This window comes from Candidatus Nitrosotalea sp. FS (assembly GCF_011319475.1).
Taxonomy (GTDB): Archaea; Thermoproteota; Nitrososphaeria; order Nitrososphaerales; family Nitrosopumilaceae; genus Nitrosotalea.
The window spans coordinates 1-19956 of record NZ_RCMC01000279.1 but is presented as its reverse complement, the minus strand read 5'-3'; the positions used below and the strand labels follow the sequence as shown (position 1 = coordinate 19956).

Sequence of the window (19956 nt, the reverse complement as noted above, 5' to 3'; positions counted from 1 at the left end):
TTCAAGGGAAAACACTATTCAATCAAAAATGCCATCTGTAATCCCAAGCCTGTGCAAAAACCACATCCACCAATAATAGTGGGCGGAGGGGGAAAAATGCTCATGAAGGTTGCTGCAAAACATGCTACAAGGTATAATCATCCGTTTGGAACTGCAGAAATCTNGGGAAAAATGCTCATGAAGGTTGCTGCAAAACATGCTACACGATACAATCATCCGTTTGGAACTGCACAAATCCTGGAAGAAAAAATAAAATTGTTACATGAGAATTGTAAACTCATCAAAAGAGATTACAAGGAAATAGAAAATTCTGTACTGTTGCGGGTACTTGTTGGAAAAGACAAAGATGATGTAAAAGACATTGTATCAAAACTAAAAAAGAAAAATGAATCTATTGCAGATTTTATCATACGATCAAAGGACAGCATTGCGTTGGGTACACCTGATGAAGTGATACATTATCTAGAACAATATACAAAAATTGGGATTGGCTACTTTATTGTCAATTTCATAGGGCTGTCAAATTCACTTGAGATGATATCATTATTCTCAAGAAAAGTAAAGCCTGCTCTCAAGTAGTTTTCTTTATCGCTTCTGCAAGTTCTGGTGTAAGAGTGATCTTCTCTCTTATTGGCCTGATGATTTCTGTGACATATTTTGAGACTGTGGCCTTGAGATCTGATGGGTGCAGTTTTTTCTGTGCAAAATCTCCTTCCAGGNTCTCTCTTATTGGCCTGATGATTTCTGTGACATATTTTGATACTGTGGCCTTGAGATCTGACGGGTGTAGCTTTTTCTGTGCAAAATCACCTTCCAAATCTTGGTAACTGGTATAGGTGACATTGCCACCAAATTTCTCTGGACGTTCTACGGTAACTTCATTGAACTTGTGGAAAATGATATACTTTGAGATCTCAAGCACTGGATTTTTTTCTACCATTCCTTCTGGGCACCACGCTTTCTTGAATTTTGAATTGATCTCTTCGTCTGTATCGTGAACAAATATTCCTGATGCAGATTTTGACTTGCTCATCTTGCTTGATACAAAGTCTGAATCAGAATCTGAGGCAGGCNCTGATGCGGATTTTGACTTGCTCATCTTGCTTGATACAAAATCTGAATCAGAATTATTAGAATTATTAGAATTAGAGGCAGGCTCTGGTTCTCCAAGGCCTGCAAGTATATGATGGTGGACTGCAACTGGCACCTTCCATTTCATTTTTGGGAAGATCTCTCGTACAAGCATGTGTATTTTTCTCTGGTCCATTCCGGCATGCACTATATCCAAATCCATTGTGTGAATGTCTACTGCTTGCATTGGGGGATAGAAAAGTTGGCCAAGATCAATCTTGTCTTTATCTGCAGTTCTTCCCATTATTGTAAGAGAACGCATTGTGCGTCAAGTGACATGTTCTTTGAAAACTTGACAAGATTCAACCAATAATCTCTATTTGATTCATAAAGTTGTGAGCCTTCTACAATCTCAACTCCAGGACAGAACATCTTGAATGCATCAGCATAGTATTTTGAAACCATTCGAATCTTGTCCCAGTCTCCACCAAGCTTGTTGTTTAGGTAAGTGTGCCAGTCTGCCAAAAATACTGTGCACTTGACTCCTGCTTTGATAAAGTCATTTATTTTAAATCCGGTAAGTATCAGACTGCCCAAGTGCATAAAACCAGATATCTCAAGACCAATGTAGTGTTTGGGCTGTGAATTTGTGTTAAACAGATTCAACAACTCTTCTTGAGTTACTACTTCCTCTGTAGGTTCTCTAGTTACAAGTCTGATTTTTTCTGTAACGTCCATTCCAGTCAGATTCCACTGAGTATTCCTATAAATTTAAGCATCTAGTTCTTGGATTGACTTTCTGGGGCGTGTACTCAGATAGAATGCATGTGAGCTTATCAGAAATGCTGCAAGAAACATCTTTGTTGCAAAGATTAGATTCCATGGTCTGCTTGGATCTGGATATGCTACAGTAAGAGAATCAATGTTTGGTGTTACACCCTGGACCAATGCAGCAGAGATCTGAGCANTGCAAATATGAGATTCCATGGCCTGCTTGGATCTGGATACGCTACAGTAAGAGAATCAATGTCTGGTCTTATGCCCTGTATCATTGCAGCAGAGATCTGAGAACCTAGTAGGACAAAGTTGTAAATTGTTTCATAGAGTGTTACTATTGCAAGACCCAAGAGCATCAACTGTACTGTTGTAAGCTTCCATTTTGAGACAGTGACTGTCTTTTTCCAGCCTAATCGCGAGACACAGTACCAGCTGACAATTGCTGTGAAAAATAACCATGTCAATAATTTTGCAAAGTGCGGTGTTGGAAATTCTGTCTTGACAAGTACCTCGCCCATTACATATGTGCCCTTGGTTAACCATTCCTGTATCATTGCATAGAATCCAAATATTGTAATGGAGCACATTATGAATGCGCTAACGTAGAAAACATACAAGAAAATCCTGTATTGGGTATCATTTTTTTGCAGGTGCACTTTCATCTGATCTCGATCTATAACTCTGAAATATAAGAATTGGTTTTAATTTAGGAACTTTAATTATGGTGAAAATTTTCTATTGTATTATTGAAAATTCCGATAAATGTACCAATTATCGAAAAAGACGAAATAAATGAAGTACGTTCTGTATTAACTGAGAAATCTCTTACAACTGCAGCAAACTCTGGTGGAAAGAGAGTACAAGAATTTGAACAACTCTTGGCCTCTTATACGAAATCAAAATATGCTGTAGCGGTAAATTCTGGCACAGCCGCACTGCAGGCTGCACTATATGCTCTTGACATAAAACAGGGAGATGAAGTCTTGATACCATCTTTTACATTTGTAGCAACTGCAAATTCCATCGTATCAGTTGGTGCAAAACCGGTATTTGTTGACATACGCCCAGAAAATTATACAATGGATCCAGACGATCTAAAAAATAAGATAACAAAAAAATCAAAAGCAATTATGCCAGTTCACCTGTATGGCAACTTTTCATACATGGATGAGATCTCTGAAATTGCACGCAAGCATAATCTTGAGGTAATTGAAGATGCATGCCAATCACTAGGCACTACATACAAGAAAAAACAATCTGGAACATTCTCAAAACTTGGCTGCTTTAGCATGTATGCTGCAAAGGTTGTGACTGCTGGAGAGGGTGGGGCTTTGGTTACAAATGACAAAGGTCTCTATGAAAAACTACGCAAGATTCGAAACCATGGAATGCTTCATGGGTATGATACCAGGATACTTGGACTAAACCTACGACTGCCAGAGATTTGCGCTGCATTAGCAAAGGTCCAGATGAAAAAATTGCCAAAATTCTTGGAAAAGCGAAAAAAGAATGCAACAATTCTCAATGAACTCTTGTCTGATCTTAATGTCATATTGCCTGGAGAAAGAGATGGTGTCAATGTAAACTGGTATCTCTATACGATTGCTACCAAGAACCGCAACAAACTGATGAAGCAGCTAAATGCTCAAGGTATCGGTGCGACTTCATACTATGCAATTCCTGTGCACAAGACTCCGTTTTACAAAAAGAATCTCAAGCTTCCTCTTACTGATTGGGCTGCTGACTCGGTTCTTAGCATTCCAGTAAACCCGCTTGTTACAGAAAATAATCTGCATTACATTTCAGAAACATTGCACAAATTGATTGCATGAATATAATTGAAGAACTTGCAGGAGAACTGTGCAGGATTATTCTTCCAATAGAAGAAGAGTATTCTTTGGGGATCCAAAATCAAACATTGCAATATGCACACTATCAAGCATGAATCTCCTAAAAGACATATCAAAATCATCTATTATCAAAGAGGTTGCAATAGCTGGAAGACTATTGTCTGAAAACAAGGGAATTGATTCTCTTGTACGATCGGTTCTATCAAATGAAAAAATCAACACGATAATACTTTGTGGGAAAGATACACTTGGACACAACTCTGGTGACTCGCTACTATGTTTATACAAAAATGGAATGGATGGGAACTACAAAATCATTGGTTCTGTAAGCCCGCATCCTGTGCTGACTATATCCAAAAATGNAAAAGATACGCTTGGACACAACTCTGGTGACTCGTTACTATGTCTGTACAAAAATGGAATGGATGAGAACAACAAAATTATTGGTTCTGTAAGCCCTCATCCTATACTGACTATATCCAAAAAAGAAGTATCAAAATTTCAAGGCCAAGTCAAAATCATAAACAAAATTGGCAAAACCAGTATCTCTGAACTAAAGAGTATCATTGAGACGCTGAGACAAACTCAGTAGCCGTCTAGCTGTCTCTGTCTGTTTATCTGGTTCTTTTTTTGATATTCTTTCAAGATATCGTCTGGAGTCATGTTGAGCTCAAGCGATGCCTGGACTACAAAATGCCAGATGTCTATTAGCTCCTCACGTGCTGCTGCTTCGTCAAATGGTGTGGGTTTTTTCCACCACTTCCAGTTTGTGTTCATCTGTAGCTCTACTGCTTCATGAATTATTGCTGTACAAAGTGCAGAAACCTTTCCTTGCGTATCTTTTGGATAGCGTTCAAGGTTCATCATCTTTTCAAGATTTTTTTGCATGCTGAAAATTGTATCTAGCTTGTCGTCCATTGTTTTATTTTTTAATTTGATATCTATAACCTTTGTTAGAAGTGGACCATCTTTTTGTATCTGTCAAACCTTTTGTTGATGTCTGGTCTTTTGAGTCCAGTTATTCCATACACGCCGTATTTTTCTACTGCAAATGAACCCATGATGTTTCCATATACTGCAGCCTCTCTGATATCTGACATCTTTGTACTGTTTTTGCTTGAAAGATATCCTATCATTCCTCCTGCAAAACAGTCTCCTGCACCAGTCGGGTCTACAATATCTTCCATTGAAAAGGCAGGTGACGGAAATATGACATCATCATAAAACAACAAAGAGCCATGTTCGCCTTTTTTTATTACGACATACTTTGTTCCCCATTCCATGATCTTTTTTGCAGCTTTTATCAAGTTGTGAGTCTTTGTAAGCAACTTTGCCTCCTCATCATTTATCACAACTGAATCAACAGAACCCATCATCTTGATTACATCATTTCTTTTACTTGATATCCAAAATTCTATGGTATCACACATGGAAAATTTGACCTTGTCAAACTCCTTGAGGATCTTGGTATTCTGAACGGGATCGTTGTTTGCAAGATATACAAACTCTGATTTTTTATATTCTTCTGGCACTACGGGCTTGAAATCGCCTAGTACGTTTAGCTCTGTCTTGTTAGTTGTTCTCATGCTGAGTGTTGAATCATAGCTGCCATCATACCTGAAGGTCTTACCTTTTGCGTGAACTACTCCGCGTGTATCCACAAATCTATCAAGAATATTCTGATAACTTTTTGGAAAATCGTCGCCTACAACTCCAATCAAGCCAGGCTTGGTGAAGAAACTTGAAGAGATTGCAGCATATGTTGCTGCTCCTCCCAGTGCATCTTTGACAATTTTTTTGGGTGTTCGTATGGTATCGTAAGCTATTGATCCAAATACAGTAAGCATATTTTTTTGGTTTTAGGAACCGTGTATAAATTCTCTGGCTTCTTGCTCTGTTGGATAATATGTGAATGGAACATTCACTGATATCACTGAAATTCCATACTTGCTAGTTCCAGTCAACTTGACATTTGGAACACTGTCACTCTTGTTATACTTGTCAAGAATTTTGTTATCAGCAGTAAATGGAGCTTGTGAGGCAATCTTTCCCATAGGTGGTATCAAAAGCGGCTGTAGCGTACCTGTACCGAGATTCTCGTTATTGATCGATATGACAAAGTCTGTCGCTCCTACGTTAATGGGAAGCAATGAGGGGTTTTGGAATTGAAGTGTCATGTTGTATAGTGAATTATCGGCATTTCTCTGTATTACCTTGCTCTCAAGTATTGAGATGCTCAGATGAGTGGCAGACAAATATTGAGAATAGGCAAATATTCCTAGCGCAGCGACAACACACACTACTATGATTACTGCCTTTGAACGTCTTTGCACAATAACAAATCGANAATTATCTGCATTTCTCTGTAACACCTTACTCTCAAGTATAGAGATGCTCAGATGAGTGGCAGACAGATATTGAGAATAGGCAAATATTCCTAGTNATTCCTAGTACAGCTATAACACACACTACTATGATTACTGCCTTTGAGCGTCTTTGCACAATGACAAATCGGAATATTCCCTTTTAGTAGTATACAGAAAAAAAATCAAGATAATTTGTGTAAATATTTTGATCAGTTTTCTAAGCTACTTAGAGCTAACAAAATAAATCAAGTCAAACGCGATTGAATGTTACAAATGGCAAGAATCAAGATAAAATACGGTCAAAATGAAATTGAGATAGAATCAAAGGACTTCTATATAGACAATGAAAGCGTAGAGCAAGTAATCTGTAACCTGGCATCATTTGTAAAAGACTCTAGCAATAACAGCATCCAATACGAATATTCCTATGATCAATCCAGTCCACAGACAACTGGATTGCTGCACTCACTTGAAGACGCTGAGGTACATGAGCCTGAATTTGTAAAACCTACCTATATCGGAAAAGATCAGATCAGAAGCAAAATGCAGACACTAATTGAGGATGCATTCTTTGATCAAGCAAGAACCGTATCTGAAGTGGTAGAACAGCTAAGAGAATATGGCTGGTCTGCAGTTCCACTAGATGTATCCAAGGTACTTGCAACCATGGCATTTACTCATGAACTCCAAAAGGATCTCAAAGACAAGCGCAGTTATTATTCAAGAGTAAGACTGCTTCAAGTCAACTAGAGATTAAATCTGCACTTTTCACACGAGTCAAAGACATCGCCTTCTAGGTGGTCAAAGTGTGTTCTGCATTTGAGACAGGTGTGATGCATGTCAAAGTAACCGTCTTTTTCAATCTCTCCAACTTGTTTTGACGACAATTCCATGCTGCCGCATTTTATACAATGACACCCACATTGCATGAAATTTCCCTGTCTTTTGCTATTAATAATCTAAAGGTGAAAACTTTGGTTTTTCCTTAAACGATTTAGGGTTTCTTGACTTCGGGCTTTCTTGTTTTCTTGACTATGATGATTCCGGCTATGCCTGCTGCAATGATTCCTCCAATCAAAATGTAAATTGATGTATTGTCAGATGAGCCACCTAGCCCGCTTCCATTCACACCTGAACCACNTGACTTCGGGCTTTCTTGTTTTCTTGACTATGATGATTCCTGCTATGCCTGCTGCAATTATACCTCCAATCAAAATGTAGACTGATGTATTGTCGGATGAAACACCTAGCCCGCTTCCATCCACACCTGAATTATCTGATGGACCAGTTATTCCTGAACCACCTGAGCCGGTTGTTCCTGCATTATCTGAACCTCCCTGGCCTGACTGNTGTATTATCTGAACCAGTTTGTACTTGGCCAACTGCTTCTCCTGTTATCAATACAGTGCCATTTTTGGCTGGTTCAAACCCAATCCATGCATGAGTTGCATTATCATGGAATTCTGTGTGCAAGGTTGCATTGCCGTTTATTTTCACAGCATATGGACCAGCTAGAAGGTATTTTGGCATTATTACGGTGATTGGCACATTGGCCTTGTCTATCTTCAACGAGTATGATTTTGTNGCTAGAAGATCCTTTGGCATTATTACACTGATTGGCACATTAGCCCTGTCTATATCCAAGGAGTATGTGTTTGCTGATGGATTGAAAACATAATTTCCAAGTCCTGAAATCGTTCTTACTCCAACTGCCACGTCCTTGCCTCCCGCTTGAACAGTTTGGGTGATAACAGGTTCGTTTATGACATATTCTAATCTAAATCCATTTCCATGTTGGCCAAGGCCCAAGTTTCCAAGATATACTGGTCTGCCAGTTGCCCAGATCATGTCAACTCCTTTTGGAAAATGAAATGCAGTAAAGCCGGTATCTGTTGGTTCATAGTAATTCCATTTCCACAAGCCGTCAGTATCGTTTACAACATTTATCAGATCATACTTGATCAAAGTCGTATTTCGTTGTGAAGCGCTAATGATTACAGACACTGGTGTCTTTTCTAGTGTACCATATTCCACAGAGTTGCCCTTGCCGTCTGTAACAGTAAGATTCTGCATCTTGCCTTCTACAGTATTTACTTGAATCGGTTTGAAAGTGGAAGCACTGGAGTTGATTACATGTGTTACATGTGCAGTACCATTTTCATCAATTGTAATCTTGATGACTTCATTAGGAATATCTCCAAGCTGCTGACCAAATGCTTGTGAGCCTGAAAGAATCAGTATTGGTATAACAAGAAGACTAAGGAGAATTTTCAACTCTTTTCCTACTCTGACACACTTATTCGTATAATCTTTGCTTCCTGTTGTGGGCAGTCATTTTTGTCCCTTGGAAGCTTGACAATTTTGTCTGCTACATCCATTCCCTGCAGGACCTGTCCGAAGACGGTATATTGTTTGTCTAGGAATGTGCTATCTGTGGTTACTATGAAGAATTGAGAACCTGCGCTGTTTGGATCCATAGCTCTTGCCATTGATACTATGCCTCTGAGATGGGACCTTGAGCTAAATTCTGCCTTNAATTGTAATCTTGATGACTTCATTAGGAATATCTCCAAGCGTTTGACCAAATGCTTGTGAACTTACAAGTATCAGTATTGGTATAACAAGAAGACTAAGGAGAATTTTCAACTCTTTTCCTACTCTGACACACTTATTCGTATAATCTTTGCTTCCTGTTGTGGGCAGTCATTTTTGTCCCTTGGAAGCTTGACAATCTTGTCTGCTACATCCATTCCCTGCAGGACCTGTCCAAAGACAGTGTACTGTTTGTCTAGGAATGTGCTATCTGTGGTTACTATGAAGAATTGAGAGCCTGCACTGTTTGGGTCCGTGGCTCTTGCCATTGATACTATGCCTCTGAGGTGAGACCTTGAGCTAAATTCTGCCTTTATTGTATACCCAGGTCCGCCCATTCCCCATTGACCCTTGTCTGATTTTTTTGTATTTGGGTCTCCTCCCTGAATCATAAAGCCAGGAATCACTCTGTGAAACAGTGTTCCATCATAAAAGTTACTTTTTGCTAATTTGGTAAAGTTTCTCACAGTTTCTGGAGCAATATTTGGAAATAATTCAAAGACTATGTTGCCAAAATTTGTTTCAACGGTTGCTTTTGACACGTCTTGACAACTGGTTTTTAATCATAAGAACTTTTCTCCATACTTATCCAGTGGGGTAAACGAAGTTACTGATTCCGCATGGTCATAACAAATTGGTAAAATAAAAACATTTTAGATAACAAATTTTTATTTGTAAAATTTCTTAAAAAATTATGATTCTGTGATACAATCATATCATATTGCATTTGTGTCAAAGTCAAACTTTCAAGTATCAAAAATTATTACTAAAATTATAGTAACAGTCTTATATAGAACATCTTGAAATTAAAATTCGTGAATCGTACTACTCAAAGCACAAGCATCAAACAAGCAATCAATGAACTGCTTGACAAAGGCTTTACAGATAAACAAGATATCTACTCCAAAGTAGTAGAAGAATTGGGGGTTCCAAGACCAACAGTAAGACGAGTAGCTAGAGATCTTAGAAACGAACTTTTGCAAAAAATAAAGATCTTGCAGTCTGAAGTTCCAGAAATGGAGATTGCACCAAGCAAAACTACTCAAAGCGCTCAATAGCATTTACCCCTTTTTCATTTTTACACAAGTCATTTTTTCATGCTGGAAATCTGCATTACTATTTATATTCAAGCACCAGAGAGGTAAATTCATGGGACGTCAATACGACATACCTACAATCGTGACATCTTGTCTTGCAGTATCAATGACTATACTGTACTTTGTAATGCCAGAGGCAACAAAGCAGATATTCATAGTTTTCATGGCAATCTCATGGTTCTTGGTAGCTATATGCTGGATGGCTCTGAAAAGTACCCAGTACATGCATGCACTTGGAGGCCATGATGACCACGGACACGAAGAAAAAAAAAAGCTAGCTAGCCACAGCGGCGGTCAGACCCTGCAGATGACATCAAACCAGATTAGTCAGGCAAAATCTGAATTAAATGCTGAACTTGACTCACTTCGAAGTTCACTTAAGAACAAAGACGACGAGATTGAGGGATTAAAATCTGAGATATCAAATCTTCATACAATTGTAGAGATTGAGAAACTCAAAGTAGATCTTGCTAATCTGAAGACTTTGGCAGCAAAAGAAAGCGCAAAAAAGAAAAAGTAACTACTTGCAGTGCGCGCAAAAATGTTTACCGTGATTTTCTTTACATGAAGGACAGCTTATTGCTCCGCCGTAATGGCAATTGCATTTGCATCCATCGTTTAGTTTCTCTTCTGAAATCAAGTTGGGTGAATAACAGATACGTCAACTTAATATTTAACGATACGGAATTTCTGACATGAAGTTGCTACTAGGCGCAATGTTTGGNTCAAGTTGGGTGAATAACAGATACGTCAACTTAATATTTAGATATACTTTTTTCGTCTTTTCAACGGTACCACCACGCCTAATCTATTGCAACAATTTTGTATTTAGCTATACTTTTTGGCAGAATCATTACGAAATAGGACGATTTAGCAATAGAAAGTACAACCTTTGGATTGTACGAAATTCAGACTATTGNATGTTTGGATTCTTCATACTATTGCTTCCAAGTCTTACGCTGCCTGCATCACAGGGAGCAGAATGGGACCAGAAGCTAGTGCCTGAAGAAAATGTTGCACTGGAAAAAAGTATTGTTTCCATGCATATTCCAAGTGATAGTAAATTACCATTTGGTAGTGTTTGGGGAACAGTACAAAATGCTGCACCAGGTTATCCTGTTGTAATCCAGATTTACAAAGGTGACAAGCCAGTCTACGTTGCACAAACTCCTGTAAAAAGCGATGGTTCCTATGAACAATATTTCAGGGTGTCATCTGTTGATAATGGCAAAATGATTCACATCTTTGAGGGAGATTACACAGTAAACATCTTCAAAGCCGTAGTGAAAAGTACAGCTGGAACCACCTCAACCTAAAATTTCCATTTTAATTTTGTTTCATGTCTAGTCTCTGACTGTGTCACCTAAACAATTAAATAGTTATTTAATTATTATATCGACATGGAATCAGTCTGGAAAGCAGTTGCAGACGACAATAGACGAGAGATCCTAATGTTGCTTCGAAAGAAAAAGATGACTCCTGGTGAGCTGACAGAGCATTTTCAATTTACACCGCCAGCCTTGTCTAGCCATTTACGCATTCTAAAAAACGCAGATCTTGTTACTGAAGAAAAACTGGGCAAGAATCGTTTCTATTCATTAAATGAAAAAAAATCGCTTGAAATTTTAAACTATTTTGAAAAAATGTGGGGATACAACCTGAGCTCACTAAAGGAATTTGTAGAAAACAAGGAGAAGAAAAAGAAATGACTGGAAATGAAATTAGAAAAACAATAGAAATTGATGCATCCCCTGAAACAGTATTCAAGGCACTCTCTGATCCCAAAGAACTGACCAACTGGTTTCCTGATGCAGTAACATTTGAGCCAAGAGCCGGTGGCAAGTTCAAGTTCTCATTTTACAAGGATTCAGCCAGGGCCTGCGGAAATAGGGATGGTAATTCGTTTAACGAAGGAAAAATTCTTGAATTTGTACCAAACAAAAAACTTGCTTATACATGGAAATGGGTAGATACTCCAAACTTTCCTGAAACTATTGTAACATGGGAATTGGAACAAATGGGTCCAAATAAAACGAGACTGAAACTGACTCATTCGGGATTTACAGGCAAGGAGCCAAGCAACAAAAGTTTCCAAGACCACAACGAGGGATGGTCGATGCATCTGAATCTATTGGCTGAATACTACAAAAAATAAATTCTTGGTAACTCAATAATTTAATTATCATACACATGTAAAATGTACTATGATTACTTACATTTCGATGTTACGTGGGATAAACGTAGGCGGTCAGAAAAAAATCAATATGGAAGATCTAAAAAAGATCTACGAATCTTTAGAGCTCAAATCCGTGAAGACGTATATTCAAAGTGGCAATGTGATCTTTCAATATTCTAATACAAATACGACTAAATTGGCTGACAAAATTGAATCTAAAATTAAACAGTACTTCAAGTTTGATGTTTCTGTTTTAATCAGAACAAAAAGCGAATTTCATACAGTGATCGAGAATAATCCATTTTGCAATAAGGATCCAAGCAAGACTCATGTCACTTTTCTGTCGGATGACCCAACTGACATGCCAAAAGATGACATAAACAAACTAAAAGACAGATCTGAAGAGGTTTTTATTCATGGCAAGCAGGTTTATCTCTTTTTTCCCAATGGATATGGAAAGAGCAAATTAAACAACATGTTTTTTGAAAGAAAACTAAAAGTTACTGCAACAACACGAAATTGGAAGACAGTATCAGCTTTGTTTGATATTGTAAACTCAATGCATGCTTAGAGACATTAATTTTTTGAAACCATTTCGAAATTCTAAATCGTCATCAAAATCTCCATTCGCACAACGAAAACGGGCTCGGAGGGCTTCGATCCCTCGACCTGTAACTTAGGAGGCTACCGCGCTATCCATGTTTCGCGTCAATTTATGACTCTGCGCCACGAGCCCAAAAAAAAGCACACTTGGTATGCATTTAAGCGTAATCAAGGTTTGAGATGATCATCTGGTGAATCTCTTGCCAGTTGGGATCACTGTTGTTATTCCATTTTTCATAAAATACAACATCTTTGAGACCAAGGCGTGGCAGCCAACCAGCACTTTCTAGATCTGGCTTGTCTGCAAAATTTGATACATGCCCAAGACAAAGATATGCAACTGGAACAACATGATCTGGAATTTCAAGAATTTTTTTGAGATCATCATTTGAAAGTATGCTGACCCAACCAACACCAATTCCCTCTGCCCTTGCTGCAAGCCAGAGATTTTGTATTGCACAACAGACACTATAGATTCCTGTCTCTGGAATGCTTGATCTTCCTATGACAAAGGGACCAAACTTTGTAGGATCATATGTAATGCAGATGTTTACGGCACAATCCATGATTCCTTGCAATCTTAGTGACAGGTACTTTGATCTTTTTGGATCCTCGACAAGAGCAGAGGAACGAATTCGTTCTTTATCAAATGAATCCTTGACTTGTTTTCTTGTGTCTGTGTTTTTGACTAGAATGAAATTCCATGGCTGGGAAAATCCCACAGATGGAGCATGATGTGCTGCGTTTAAGATACGTGTAAGAACTTGCTCATCAATTGGCTCTGGAGTAAAATGCGATCTAACATCGCGTCTAGAAAATACTGCCTTGTAAAATCCATCCTTTTCCTCTGGTGAAAAATCACCAATCATGTTCTAGTCACTTGGTGCATTGCATATTATTCTTGTTTTCTTGTACTTACATCTTGATACTATTGCCATTATGTGTTGGCTTGAACCTATTTTCTTAAACGTTAATAACGTCTAGAGTGAGGCCAAATTCTATTGGGCCGGTAGTCTAGTCTGGTTAGGATACCTCCCTGACACGGAGGTGGTCGAGAGTTCAAATCTCTCCCGGCCCATTTTATTACTCTGTACGGGANATTATTCTTGTTTTCTTGTACTTACATCTTGATGTGATTGTCATTCTGGGCTTGCTGCTTTCTTAAAGATTNTACATTATGAATGGACAAGTGACTGTAGGTTTTTGAGCTCCTTTTGTACATATGTTAGAATGGTCTTCACAATACNCAGTTTGAGCTACATTATGAATGAGACTAGTGATGCTCTGAACTCTTTTTGTCTGTAAAACAAATTACATACAATTTTCTGCGATCTAATTTTTTATTGGATCATATACTTTATTATAGAATTTGATTACGTAGTAAAGCTACGCGTTTCTTTTATACAATTATTATTGCAAAGGCGTAATGACTAGAACAAACACTGCTTTGACAAAAAAACTTTCAGCAATCTCGTTGAGCACAGGATTACTGTTAGTTCTTTTTGCAAGTGTTGGCAATATTCAAACATCGTTTGCAACAGGTAACGGAGCACCAAGCGGACAACATTTCAATCTGAACATCATTGGTGTAAAAAATACAGCTAACTTTCCAACAACAGACAACAGTGGTGGAAATGTGATATTTGTCCCACTAAAGGGTCATGCAGACATCAATCTCTCTCCAGGGACTGACTTTTATGTGCTAGACAACAATGCACTAGATGGCAAGGCTGCATTTCAACTACCGCCTCCAACTACCACTTCTGGCTCTCCACAGTATACAGTGTGGGCAAGAGCAGTTGGAACACCTGGAGGTCATAGTTCACTTACAACATGTGCAACAGATCCTACAACAGGCGAACAAATATGCTCCTTAAATCAGGTCATAACGATGAGAACCCAAGGCAAGCAATCATTCACAGATGTGACATCACAACTAACCACACTGTGTTACGTAAACCAGACTACAGGCCAGACTACATGTGTAAACATCTTTGATCCTACGTTTCAGAACTACTTGTGGTCATATGACAACAACGGCGTAAAAGTATTGCAACTCAGGTTCTATCCGGTCAATTAAGACCACCTCTCCTACTCTTTTTCTTCTTTTCTGAATTCTCGGCCCATTTTATCATTCTGTACAGGAATCGTTTAAACAGAAAAAATTGCCCACCAACCTCCACAACTGCAAAGTACCAATTCTTGTGGGCAGAATGATATTGCAAAATTTCTATTTAAGCACCAATTTGTCTAATGAGAAAGTTTCAGAGATGACTTTTTCTATTGAAAATCAAATCAGCTTTTAAGAAAATTCAGCAGTGCAGAGTTTACCTCATCAGCATGTGTCCAGGTTATGCAATGTGGTCCTCCATTAATCACTACTAGCTTGGCTCCTTTTACCAACTTGGCAGTCTTCTCTCCCGATGCAGAAAGAGGCACAATACGGTCTGCATCACCATGAATGACAAGAGTTGGCACATCAATTCGGGATAGAATCTTTTCTAAAATCTTCGTGCCAAGTGGGGACACAATCATAGCTAGCTTTGGCAGATGCGGTAGCTGCTAGATTCCAACATGCTTTGACTGTCTCCTCACTCACTCTCTTGCCCATCAATACATCAGTATTGAAAAAGTTTTTGAAAAACTCGGTAAAGAATGCATAACGATCAGTTGAAACTGCTTTTTGGATTCCATCAAAGACATCTTGGTCAACGCCTTGGGGATTGTCCTGTGTTTTCAGCAAGAAAGGCGGAACCGCGCCAATGAAGACTGCTTTTTTGATACCTTTTGATCCATGTTTTCCAAAATATCGAGCAATTTCACCTCCTCCCATGGAAAAACCAACCAGAGAAAAGTCACGTAATTTTAGATGGTTTACAAGTTTGTGAAGATCATCTGCGAAAGTATCATAGTTGTATCCTGTTGTGGGTTTACTCGAGTTGCCAAAACCTCTTCGATCATATGTAATGACACGAAACCCCGCATCAAGCAAGACCGGGACTTGCTTTTCCCATGAAGCTCCGCTAAGTGGATACCCATGGATAAGTACAACTGGTTTACCTGCTCCGTGATCTTCATAGTAGAGATCGATTGAACCTGAATTTTCCTTACCTACGCTTACAAATGACATTATTCTAGACCTACCAAATTTCTATAGGATGTTTTACTTAATAAATAAAATCCGAATTGTGAGTTGATTTGATCAGCTTATAGTCTATTGGTGTAGATTTTCGATAAAATCTAGTATTTTGAGTTATACCTACATTTTTGCAAAAATACCGTTTTTTATTAAAATGTAGGTATAACTAATTTCNAATCTCTGTAGGATGTTTTACTTAATAAATGAGATAGTCTATTGGTGCAGATTTTCGATATGATCTAGTATTTTAGTTATACCTACATTTTAATGAAAAATGATATTTTTATAAATATGTAGGTATAACTAATTCCATGGTGGCAATAGGAAAGAAGATGGTAAAGGGGAAAACCTACTATTATCTAGAACAAAGCGTCAGAGAAGGTGGAAAGATCCAGAAGAGAGTCACCTATCTTGGAGACAAGATCCCAAAGAACATCAACGAGATCAAGGCAAAGTTTGTGGATGACATCTACAAGGAAAAGTGGTACGCTGATGCAGACAGAATAAAGAAAAACTTTTCCAAGGAACAGAGGACGATACCCAAGTCTGTCAAAGAGAAAGAGTTGCAGACATTTGTAACCGAGTTCACCTACGATACTCAGAGGATCGAGGGGTCTACTCTTACTAGAAGAGAGACTGCTGACCTACTCGAAAGAGGAATTACTCCTACAAGCAAGCCTCTAAGGGATGTGAAAGAAGCTGAGGCTCACAGAGATCTTTTTTACGAAATTCTGAAATCCAAAAAGGATCTTACGTTGCAGATGGTCCTTGACTGGCACTGGAAACTATTCCATCAAACAAAGGCAGACATTGCAGGAAAAATCAGAAAGTACCAGGTTGCAATAGGAGGAAGTAAGTTCATGCCACCATCTCCAGTAGAAGTTTTTCCAATGTTGACAGAGTTCTTCCAATGGTACAGCAAGAACAAAAACAAACGGCATCCTGTAGAGCTTGCAGCAATGGCTCATTTGAAATTCGTGACAATCCATCCGTTTGGTGACGGAAACGGAAGAGTGTCAAGGTTAGTCATGAACTTTATACTGAATAAGAAAGACTATCCCATGCTTAACATTCCATATGAGGGAAGAAATAGCTACTACAACTCGCTTGAAAGGTCGCAGGTGAGGAAGGAAGATAGGATATTTCTCCAGTGGTTCATCAAAAGATACATCAAAGAATACAAGAGATTTCTCAAATAGGCTCTTTTTGTTCCAAGATTTTGCTTGATTAATGCTAAATTTTCTGTCTATGCAAGTCTCTTTCCAGCCATTTCTTTTTATTCGATGCTTGAGAATCACAGTTTGTGATAAAATTTACCATAAAAGAATCAGAATTTCTAAATGAGAATGAGGGGTGCAGAATAGCTACCAGTGCAGGGGATACACCCCATATCGCACCTGTGACGTATCACTTTGAAGATGGCTTTTTTTACTTTGCAACAGACTATGACACCAAAAAGTATGCAAATCTAAAAAAGAACAACAAGATTGCAATCTCTGTTGATATCTACTCGCCTAGCCAGCACAAGGCTGTTGTGGTACAGGGTACTACCACCTTTATCGAAAAGGGGCCGCAATTCAAACACCTCTATGATATATTTTTCAAAAAGTTTGCTTGGGTGAGGGAGAACCCTTGGAAAGAAGAGGAAGCACCATTTGTAAAAATTACTCCGAAAACTAAAATCAGTTGGGGCTTGGGCTAGCCAGAATTTAGATCAAAGTCTTTGATGACTGCAGTCAGAAATGACTCTATGGTTATCTGACCCTTTACTTCGTATTTTACTGGCTGGCCTGTTGTGATGTCAGAGTATTCCTTTGCAATTGCTTCACTGTTTACAAGATCAAATGTTGTAGGCAAGGTGAGATTGCTGTTGGCAAAAAGTGCAGGCCTTCCAGCCTCTGGGATATCTTCTGTTGTAAAATGTCCCTCTCCAAGATTTTGTCCATTTGCAAATAATTGATAATTAATTGTAGATATGGTAAGCACAATTGAATTTGGATTTTGAATATTAAATCTCACATCAAGATGTGCACGCTTGTCAATCTTGTTCTCGTCTAGAACCTTGATGCTGTCAATGTCTACTGTTACTTTGTTAAGATCGCTCTGGAAAGAATTTGCATATAGGTAAAAGAACAACATCATTGCGCCAAGGCCTGCAAAACATGCTATTATGACCAGTCTGCCCGTGCTTATCAAATCTAAAAGCTACGGGGTCTGTTCAATTAAAAAACCTTCTTGAGATGAGAATAGATATTATTCGTTGACCCGGCAAATAGTGTGATGTTACTTGCTAATGCACTGATCATGTGGGCACACCTCATTGCAGCATCAATCTGGGTTGGAGGTTCCATATTCATTGGAATCGTTCTTGCTCCATTACTCAAGACATTTTCAGATTCTGTAGAGGGAAGGCTGTCAATAATGATTAGCGTAGGACGCAGGTTCAACATGATTGGAGTGCCGTCTCTTATCGTACTAATCCTGACTGGAATCTACAACTCTGTTGGTATCATTGAAAAACCATCGATGATACTTGATACAAATTATGGTATTGTTCTTTTCATCAAGATAATTCTTGTAATTGTACTGATAATCATATTTGCAATACATGTTAGACTGATTCGAACTGAGGTGGAAAAGAAGATAGAAACACAGAGTCTTTCAGGTGAGCATTTACAAAAACTACGCTCAAAGATTATCATGCTTGGCAGGCTGACTGTGATAGTCTCTATTGTTATACTACTGATGGCAGCACTGCTTCACTCAGGCGTCTGAGACTCCGGAGATTCTTACTTCAAAGCCGTCGTCTAGCTTTCCTATCCCGTATCTGCAGCCAGTCATCTTGGCTGCAACAAAGAGATTTGTCTCCAAGTGTTTTGTTATTTGTTTTTACTCTGAATACCGAAGTCTCTTTGATTAAAGATAGTGGAACNCAACAAAAAGATTTGTCTCCAAGTGTTTTGTTATTTGTTTGACTCTGAATACTGAAGTTTCTTTGATGAGTGATAGTGGAACTACAAGCATGTCAGAAAGATTAAGATCTACACCGAGGTTTGATTCGATGAATCTTTTGGCAACCGATTCTCCAAGTCCGTTCAAGTTCTTGTGGTATATTCCATCAGAGCCTGTAACAGAACCTGAATCATGTGAAGATATCAGCATTGAGCATCCCTTGTCCAATGCATTCTCTTCCTTGATTATGATATTGCAATCAAATCCATTCTTTGCAAGAATATTTCTTGCAGTATCTGTCTCTTTTTCTATTGCTTCTCTTGGTATCTGTGAGTAAGCGCATACGAGTCTTGCAGCTTTGGTATCTCTTTTGAGAAGTGATATTGGAATTGGGTTTTTGCAAGACTGTATTTGGGTCTCAACAAGGCCACTGCCTTTAGGATAGTATCCGCGCCTTTTGATCTCTGAAGTAAAGTTGATTCCCATTCTGGAAAGTGCTTCAGAAAAAACATGTTTGGTATAATCAGATGTGGGACTAAAAGGAACATCAGTACCTCCGATAATTGATAATTTCAAACTGTTTTTCATAAGTGAGACAGCAGGAATCAATACTTGTAAAATAAGTGAAATGCTTCCTGCAGTACCAATGTCTTCTTGAAGATCCAAGTCCAGTCCTTGTGAAGGAAAAAACTTTAACGAAGTTGAATTTACAAAGAGGCCTTCTACTCTAGCTTGACAGATCTTTGACAAAATCTTTACTCCAAGCAAATGTTGTGGTCTAAGACCTGAAACCTTTCGGTTTTTTCGGATATTTTCTTCTCTACTGGCTTGCCTGTGATTGCAGACAGTGTAACTGCACTTCGAATTATCTGTCCTCCGCCTTCTCCCCATCCACCGTCTATCTTTATTGGTTCCATAGTTATCTCGTTTAATTTTGGAATCTAATTAATGATGGTTTTTTAAACAAGCTAAACAAGATCTCAATAATGGATGGTCTTCTAATTGGCAGGTTCCAACCATTTCACAAGGGACATCTAGAAGCAGTAAAGATTGGATTGTCAAAAGTTGACAAGCTGTGGATCGGAATTGGAAGCTCAAACAAGAACAATGAAAAAAGAAATCCGTTTACTGCGGATGAGAGAAAAGAAATGATTCTTTCATCACTTGATCCCAAGACTTTGGAGCGTGTCAAGATATTCTTTGTACCAGATACAGGAGACCATGAAAAATGGACTTATCATGTTGATTCCATCGTTCCTCCATATGATGTGGTCTTTTCAAATGATGAATTTACTTTAACATTGTACAAAAAAAGAGGAAAAAGTGTCTTTGA

General features: G+C 38.5%; 22 protein-coding genes, 2 tRNA genes and 6 pseudogenes. 16 read left to right on the top strand and 14 right to left on the bottom strand.

Annotated features, from left to right (window positions below; genetic code table 11):
- Positions 1-720 precede the first annotated feature (720 nt).
- The 4 genes and pseudogenes from DYY66_RS15035 to DYY66_RS11220 all read right to left on the bottom strand — a co-directional run.
- A pseudogene (locus tag DYY66_RS15035) lies at positions 721-1073 on the bottom strand (tyrosine--tRNA ligase); the annotation flags it as partial.
- 1 nt (position 1074) lies between these two features.
- Positions 1075-1809, bottom strand: a pseudogene (locus DYY66_RS15030) (tyrosine--tRNA ligase); the annotation flags it as partial.
- A 33-nt stretch (positions 1810-1842) separates the two neighbouring features.
- Positions 1843-2038, bottom strand: a pseudogene (locus DYY66_RS16635) (hypothetical protein); the annotation flags it as partial.
- 1 nt (position 2039) lies between these two features.
- A partial coding sequence (locus tag DYY66_RS11220) for a hypothetical protein (protein ID WP_218583733.1) occupies positions 2040-2510 on the bottom strand: 471 nt, incomplete at its 3' end.
- Positions 2511-2594: 84 nt separating this feature from the next.
- Between DYY66_RS11220 and DYY66_RS11215 the strand changes: the two genes are divergently transcribed.
- From DYY66_RS11215 to DYY66_RS13335, 3 genes and pseudogenes are all read left to right on the top strand, one after another.
- A complete protein-coding gene (locus DYY66_RS11215) occupies positions 2595-3680 on the top strand; it encodes a DegT/DnrJ/EryC1/StrS aminotransferase family protein (RefSeq protein WP_166289399.1) in 1086 nt (361 codons plus the stop codon).
- Between the two features lie 109 nt (positions 3681-3789).
- Positions 3790-4060: pseudogene (locus DYY66_RS16630) on the top strand (tetrahydromethanopterin S-methyltransferase subunit A); the annotation flags it as partial.
- A 59-nt stretch (positions 4061-4119) separates the two neighbouring features.
- Positions 4120-4290 (top strand): hypothetical protein, encoded by a 171-nt coding sequence (locus DYY66_RS13335; protein WP_255496451.1) that lies wholly within the window; start codon positions 4120-4122, stop codon positions 4288-4290.
- Here the strand turns inward: DYY66_RS13335 and DYY66_RS11205 are convergent.
- Together DYY66_RS11205 and DYY66_RS11200 are read right to left on the bottom strand one after the other, a co-directional pair.
- The gene (locus DYY66_RS11205) at positions 4284-4616 is read right to left on the bottom strand and encodes a dUTPase (protein ID WP_166289393.1); all 333 of its coding nucleotides are present in this window, start codon (positions 4614-4616) and stop codon (positions 4284-4286) included. The genes DYY66_RS13335 and DYY66_RS11205 overlap by 7 nt on opposite strands.
- A gap of 35 nt (positions 4617-4651) precedes the next feature.
- Positions 4652-5545, bottom strand: a complete 894-nt coding sequence (locus DYY66_RS11200) for a PfkB family carbohydrate kinase (RefSeq protein ID WP_166289390.1) — start codon at positions 5543-5545, stop codon at positions 4652-4654.
- A 792-nt stretch (positions 5546-6337) separates the two neighbouring features.
- Between DYY66_RS11200 and DYY66_RS11190 the strand changes: the two genes are divergently transcribed.
- A complete protein-coding gene (locus DYY66_RS11190; protein ID WP_166289384.1) occupies positions 6338-6814 on the top strand; it encodes a hypothetical protein in 477 nt (158 codons plus the stop codon).
- 1532 nt (positions 6815-8346) lie between these two features.
- On the opposite strand, the pseudogene DYY66_RS11165 reads toward DYY66_RS11190, so the two are convergent.
- Positions 8347-8598 (bottom strand): annotated as a pseudogene (locus DYY66_RS11165) (peptidylprolyl isomerase); the annotation flags it as partial.
- Between the two features lie 120 nt (positions 8599-8718).
- Positions 8719-9198 (bottom strand): peptidylprolyl isomerase, encoded by a 480-nt coding sequence (locus DYY66_RS11160; RefSeq protein WP_166289369.1) that lies wholly within the window; start codon positions 9196-9198, stop codon positions 8719-8721.
- A gap of 273 nt (positions 9199-9471) precedes the next feature.
- Here DYY66_RS11160 and DYY66_RS11155 point away from each other — a divergent pair, with 273 nt between their 5' ends.
- From DYY66_RS11155 to DYY66_RS11130, 6 genes are all read left to right on the top strand, one after another.
- Positions 9472-9714: a hypothetical protein gene (locus DYY66_RS11155; protein ID WP_166289366.1), complete on the top strand. Its 243-nt coding sequence runs from the start codon at positions 9472-9474 to the stop codon at positions 9712-9714.
- A 91-nt stretch (positions 9715-9805) separates the two neighbouring features.
- Positions 9806-10273, top strand: a complete 468-nt coding sequence (locus tag DYY66_RS11150) for a hypothetical protein (protein WP_166289363.1) — start codon at positions 9806-9808, stop codon at positions 10271-10273.
- Positions 10274-10673: 400 nt separating this feature from the next.
- Positions 10674-11069 (top strand): hypothetical protein (locus DYY66_RS11145; protein WP_218583731.1); only part of this gene is annotated, 396 nt, incomplete at its 5' end.
- A gap of 84 nt (positions 11070-11153) precedes the next feature.
- The gene (locus tag DYY66_RS11140; RefSeq protein WP_166289357.1) at positions 11154-11462 is read left to right on the top strand and encodes a metalloregulator ArsR/SmtB family transcription factor; all 309 of its coding nucleotides are present in this window, start codon (positions 11154-11156) and stop codon (positions 11460-11462) included.
- Positions 11459-11908 carry an SRPBCC domain-containing protein gene (locus DYY66_RS11135; protein WP_166289354.1) on the top strand — a complete coding sequence of 150 codons (450 nt, stop codon included), beginning with the start codon at positions 11459-11461 and terminating at the stop codon, positions 11906-11908. The genes DYY66_RS11140 and DYY66_RS11135 overlap by 4 nt, the downstream gene beginning before the upstream one ends.
- 49 nt (positions 11909-11957) lie before the next feature.
- Positions 11958-12500, top strand: a complete 543-nt coding sequence (locus DYY66_RS11130; protein ID WP_166289352.1) for a DUF1697 domain-containing protein — start codon at positions 11958-11960, stop codon at positions 12498-12500.
- A 70-nt stretch (positions 12501-12570) separates the two neighbouring features.
- Here the strand turns inward: DYY66_RS11130 and DYY66_RS11125 are convergent.
- Together DYY66_RS11125 and bluB are read right to left on the bottom strand one after the other, a co-directional pair.
- Positions 12571-12665: transfer RNA gene (locus DYY66_RS11125), tRNA-Arg, on the bottom strand.
- A 25-nt stretch (positions 12666-12690) separates the two neighbouring features.
- Entirely contained in the window at positions 12691-13401 is a 711-nt protein-coding gene (gene bluB, locus DYY66_RS11120; protein ID WP_166289349.1) for a 5,6-dimethylbenzimidazole synthase, read from the bottom strand.
- Between the two features lie 134 nt (positions 13402-13535).
- Between bluB and DYY66_RS11115 the strand changes: the two genes are divergently transcribed.
- Together DYY66_RS11115 and DYY66_RS11110 are read left to right on the top strand one after the other, a co-directional pair.
- Positions 13536-13610 (top strand) — tRNA-Val (locus DYY66_RS11115).
- 348 nt (positions 13611-13958) lie between these two features.
- Positions 13959-14612 carry a hypothetical protein gene (locus DYY66_RS11110; protein WP_166289346.1) on the top strand — a complete coding sequence of 218 codons (654 nt, stop codon included), beginning with the start codon at positions 13959-13961 and terminating at the stop codon, positions 14610-14612.
- 215 nt (positions 14613-14827) lie between these two features.
- Here DYY66_RS11110 and DYY66_RS11105 read toward each other — a convergent pair.
- Positions 14828-15662: pseudogene (locus tag DYY66_RS11105) on the bottom strand (alpha/beta fold hydrolase).
- Positions 15663-15982: 320 nt separating this feature from the next.
- Between DYY66_RS11105 and DYY66_RS11100 the strand changes: the two are divergent.
- Both DYY66_RS11100 and DYY66_RS11095 read left to right on the top strand, forming a co-directional pair.
- Positions 15983-16870, top strand: a complete 888-nt coding sequence (locus DYY66_RS11100; RefSeq protein WP_166289343.1) for a Fic family protein — start codon at positions 15983-15985, stop codon at positions 16868-16870.
- 104 nt (positions 16871-16974) lie between these two features.
- Positions 16975-17373 (top strand): pyridoxamine 5'-phosphate oxidase family protein, encoded by a 399-nt coding sequence (locus tag DYY66_RS11095; protein WP_166289340.1) that lies wholly within the window; start codon positions 16975-16977, stop codon positions 17371-17373.
- On the opposite strand, the gene DYY66_RS11090 is transcribed toward DYY66_RS11095, so the two are convergent.
- Positions 17370-17867, bottom strand: a complete 498-nt coding sequence (locus DYY66_RS11090) for an LEA type 2 family protein (RefSeq protein ID WP_166289337.1) — start codon at positions 17865-17867, stop codon at positions 17370-17372. The genes DYY66_RS11095 and DYY66_RS11090 overlap by 4 nt on opposite strands.
- Before the next feature lie 84 nt (positions 17868-17951).
- Between DYY66_RS11090 and DYY66_RS11085 the strand changes: the two genes are divergently transcribed.
- The gene (locus DYY66_RS11085) at positions 17952-18446 is read left to right on the top strand and encodes a CopD family protein (RefSeq protein ID WP_166289334.1); all 495 of its coding nucleotides are present in this window, start codon (positions 17952-17954) and stop codon (positions 18444-18446) included.
- A 158-nt stretch (positions 18447-18604) separates the two neighbouring features.
- Here DYY66_RS11085 and DYY66_RS11080 read toward each other — a convergent pair.
- Positions 18605-19391: RNA 3'-terminal phosphate cyclase (locus DYY66_RS11080; protein ID WP_255496449.1), on the bottom strand; the 787-nt coding region annotated here is incomplete at its 3' end.
- On the bottom strand, positions 19379-19540 hold the full coding sequence (locus DYY66_RS15025; protein ID WP_255496448.1) for an RNA 3'-terminal phosphate cyclase: 162 nt from the start codon (positions 19538-19540) through the stop codon (positions 19379-19381). The genes DYY66_RS11080 and DYY66_RS15025, both read right to left, overlap by 13 nt.
- Positions 19541-19609: 69 nt before the next feature.
- Here DYY66_RS15025 and DYY66_RS11075 point away from each other — a divergent pair.
- On the top strand, positions 19610-19956 hold a 347-nt coding region (locus tag DYY66_RS11075; protein WP_166289331.1), incomplete at its 3' end, for an adenylyltransferase/cytidyltransferase family protein.

Coding starts and splice junctions, on each gene's coding strand:
- DYY66_RS11110 (WP_166289346.1), top strand. CDS start 13,959: ATGACTAGAACAAACACTGCTTTGACAAAAAAACTTTCAGCAATCTCG.
- DYY66_RS11140 (WP_166289357.1), top strand. CDS start 11,154: ATGGAATCAGTCTGGAAAGCAGTTGCAGACGACAATAGACGAGAGATC.
- DYY66_RS11205 (WP_166289393.1), bottom strand. CDS start 4,616: ATGGACGACAAGCTAGATACAATTTTCAGCATGCAAAAAAATCTTGAA.
- DYY66_RS13335 (WP_255496451.1), top strand. CDS start 4,120: ATGGATGAGAACAACAAAATTATTGGTTCTGTAAGCCCTCATCCTATA.
- DYY66_RS15025 (WP_255496448.1), bottom strand. CDS start 19,540: ATGGAACCAATAAAGATAGACGGTGGATGGGGAGAAGGCGGAGGACAG.
- DYY66_RS11135 (WP_166289354.1), top strand. CDS start 11,459: ATGACTGGAAATGAAATTAGAAAAACAATAGAAATTGATGCATCCCCT.
- DYY66_RS11130 (WP_166289352.1), top strand. CDS start 11,958: ATGATTACTTACATTTCGATGTTACGTGGGATAAACGTAGGCGGTCAG.
- DYY66_RS11150 (WP_166289363.1), top strand. CDS start 9,806: ATGGGACGTCAATACGACATACCTACAATCGTGACATCTTGTCTTGCA.
- DYY66_RS11100 (WP_166289343.1), top strand. CDS start 15,983: ATGGTGGCAATAGGAAAGAAGATGGTAAAGGGGAAAACCTACTATTAT.
- DYY66_RS11190 (WP_166289384.1), top strand. CDS start 6,338: ATGGCAAGAATCAAGATAAAATACGGTCAAAATGAAATTGAGATAGAA.
- bluB (WP_166289349.1), bottom strand. CDS start 13,401: ATGATTGGTGATTTTTCACCAGAGGAAAAGGATGGATTTTACAAGGCA.
- DYY66_RS11085 (WP_166289334.1), top strand. CDS start 17,952: ATGTTACTTGCTAATGCACTGATCATGTGGGCACACCTCATTGCAGCA.
- DYY66_RS11200 (WP_166289390.1), bottom strand. CDS start 5,545: ATGCTTACTGTATTTGGATCAATAGCTTACGATACCATACGAACACCC.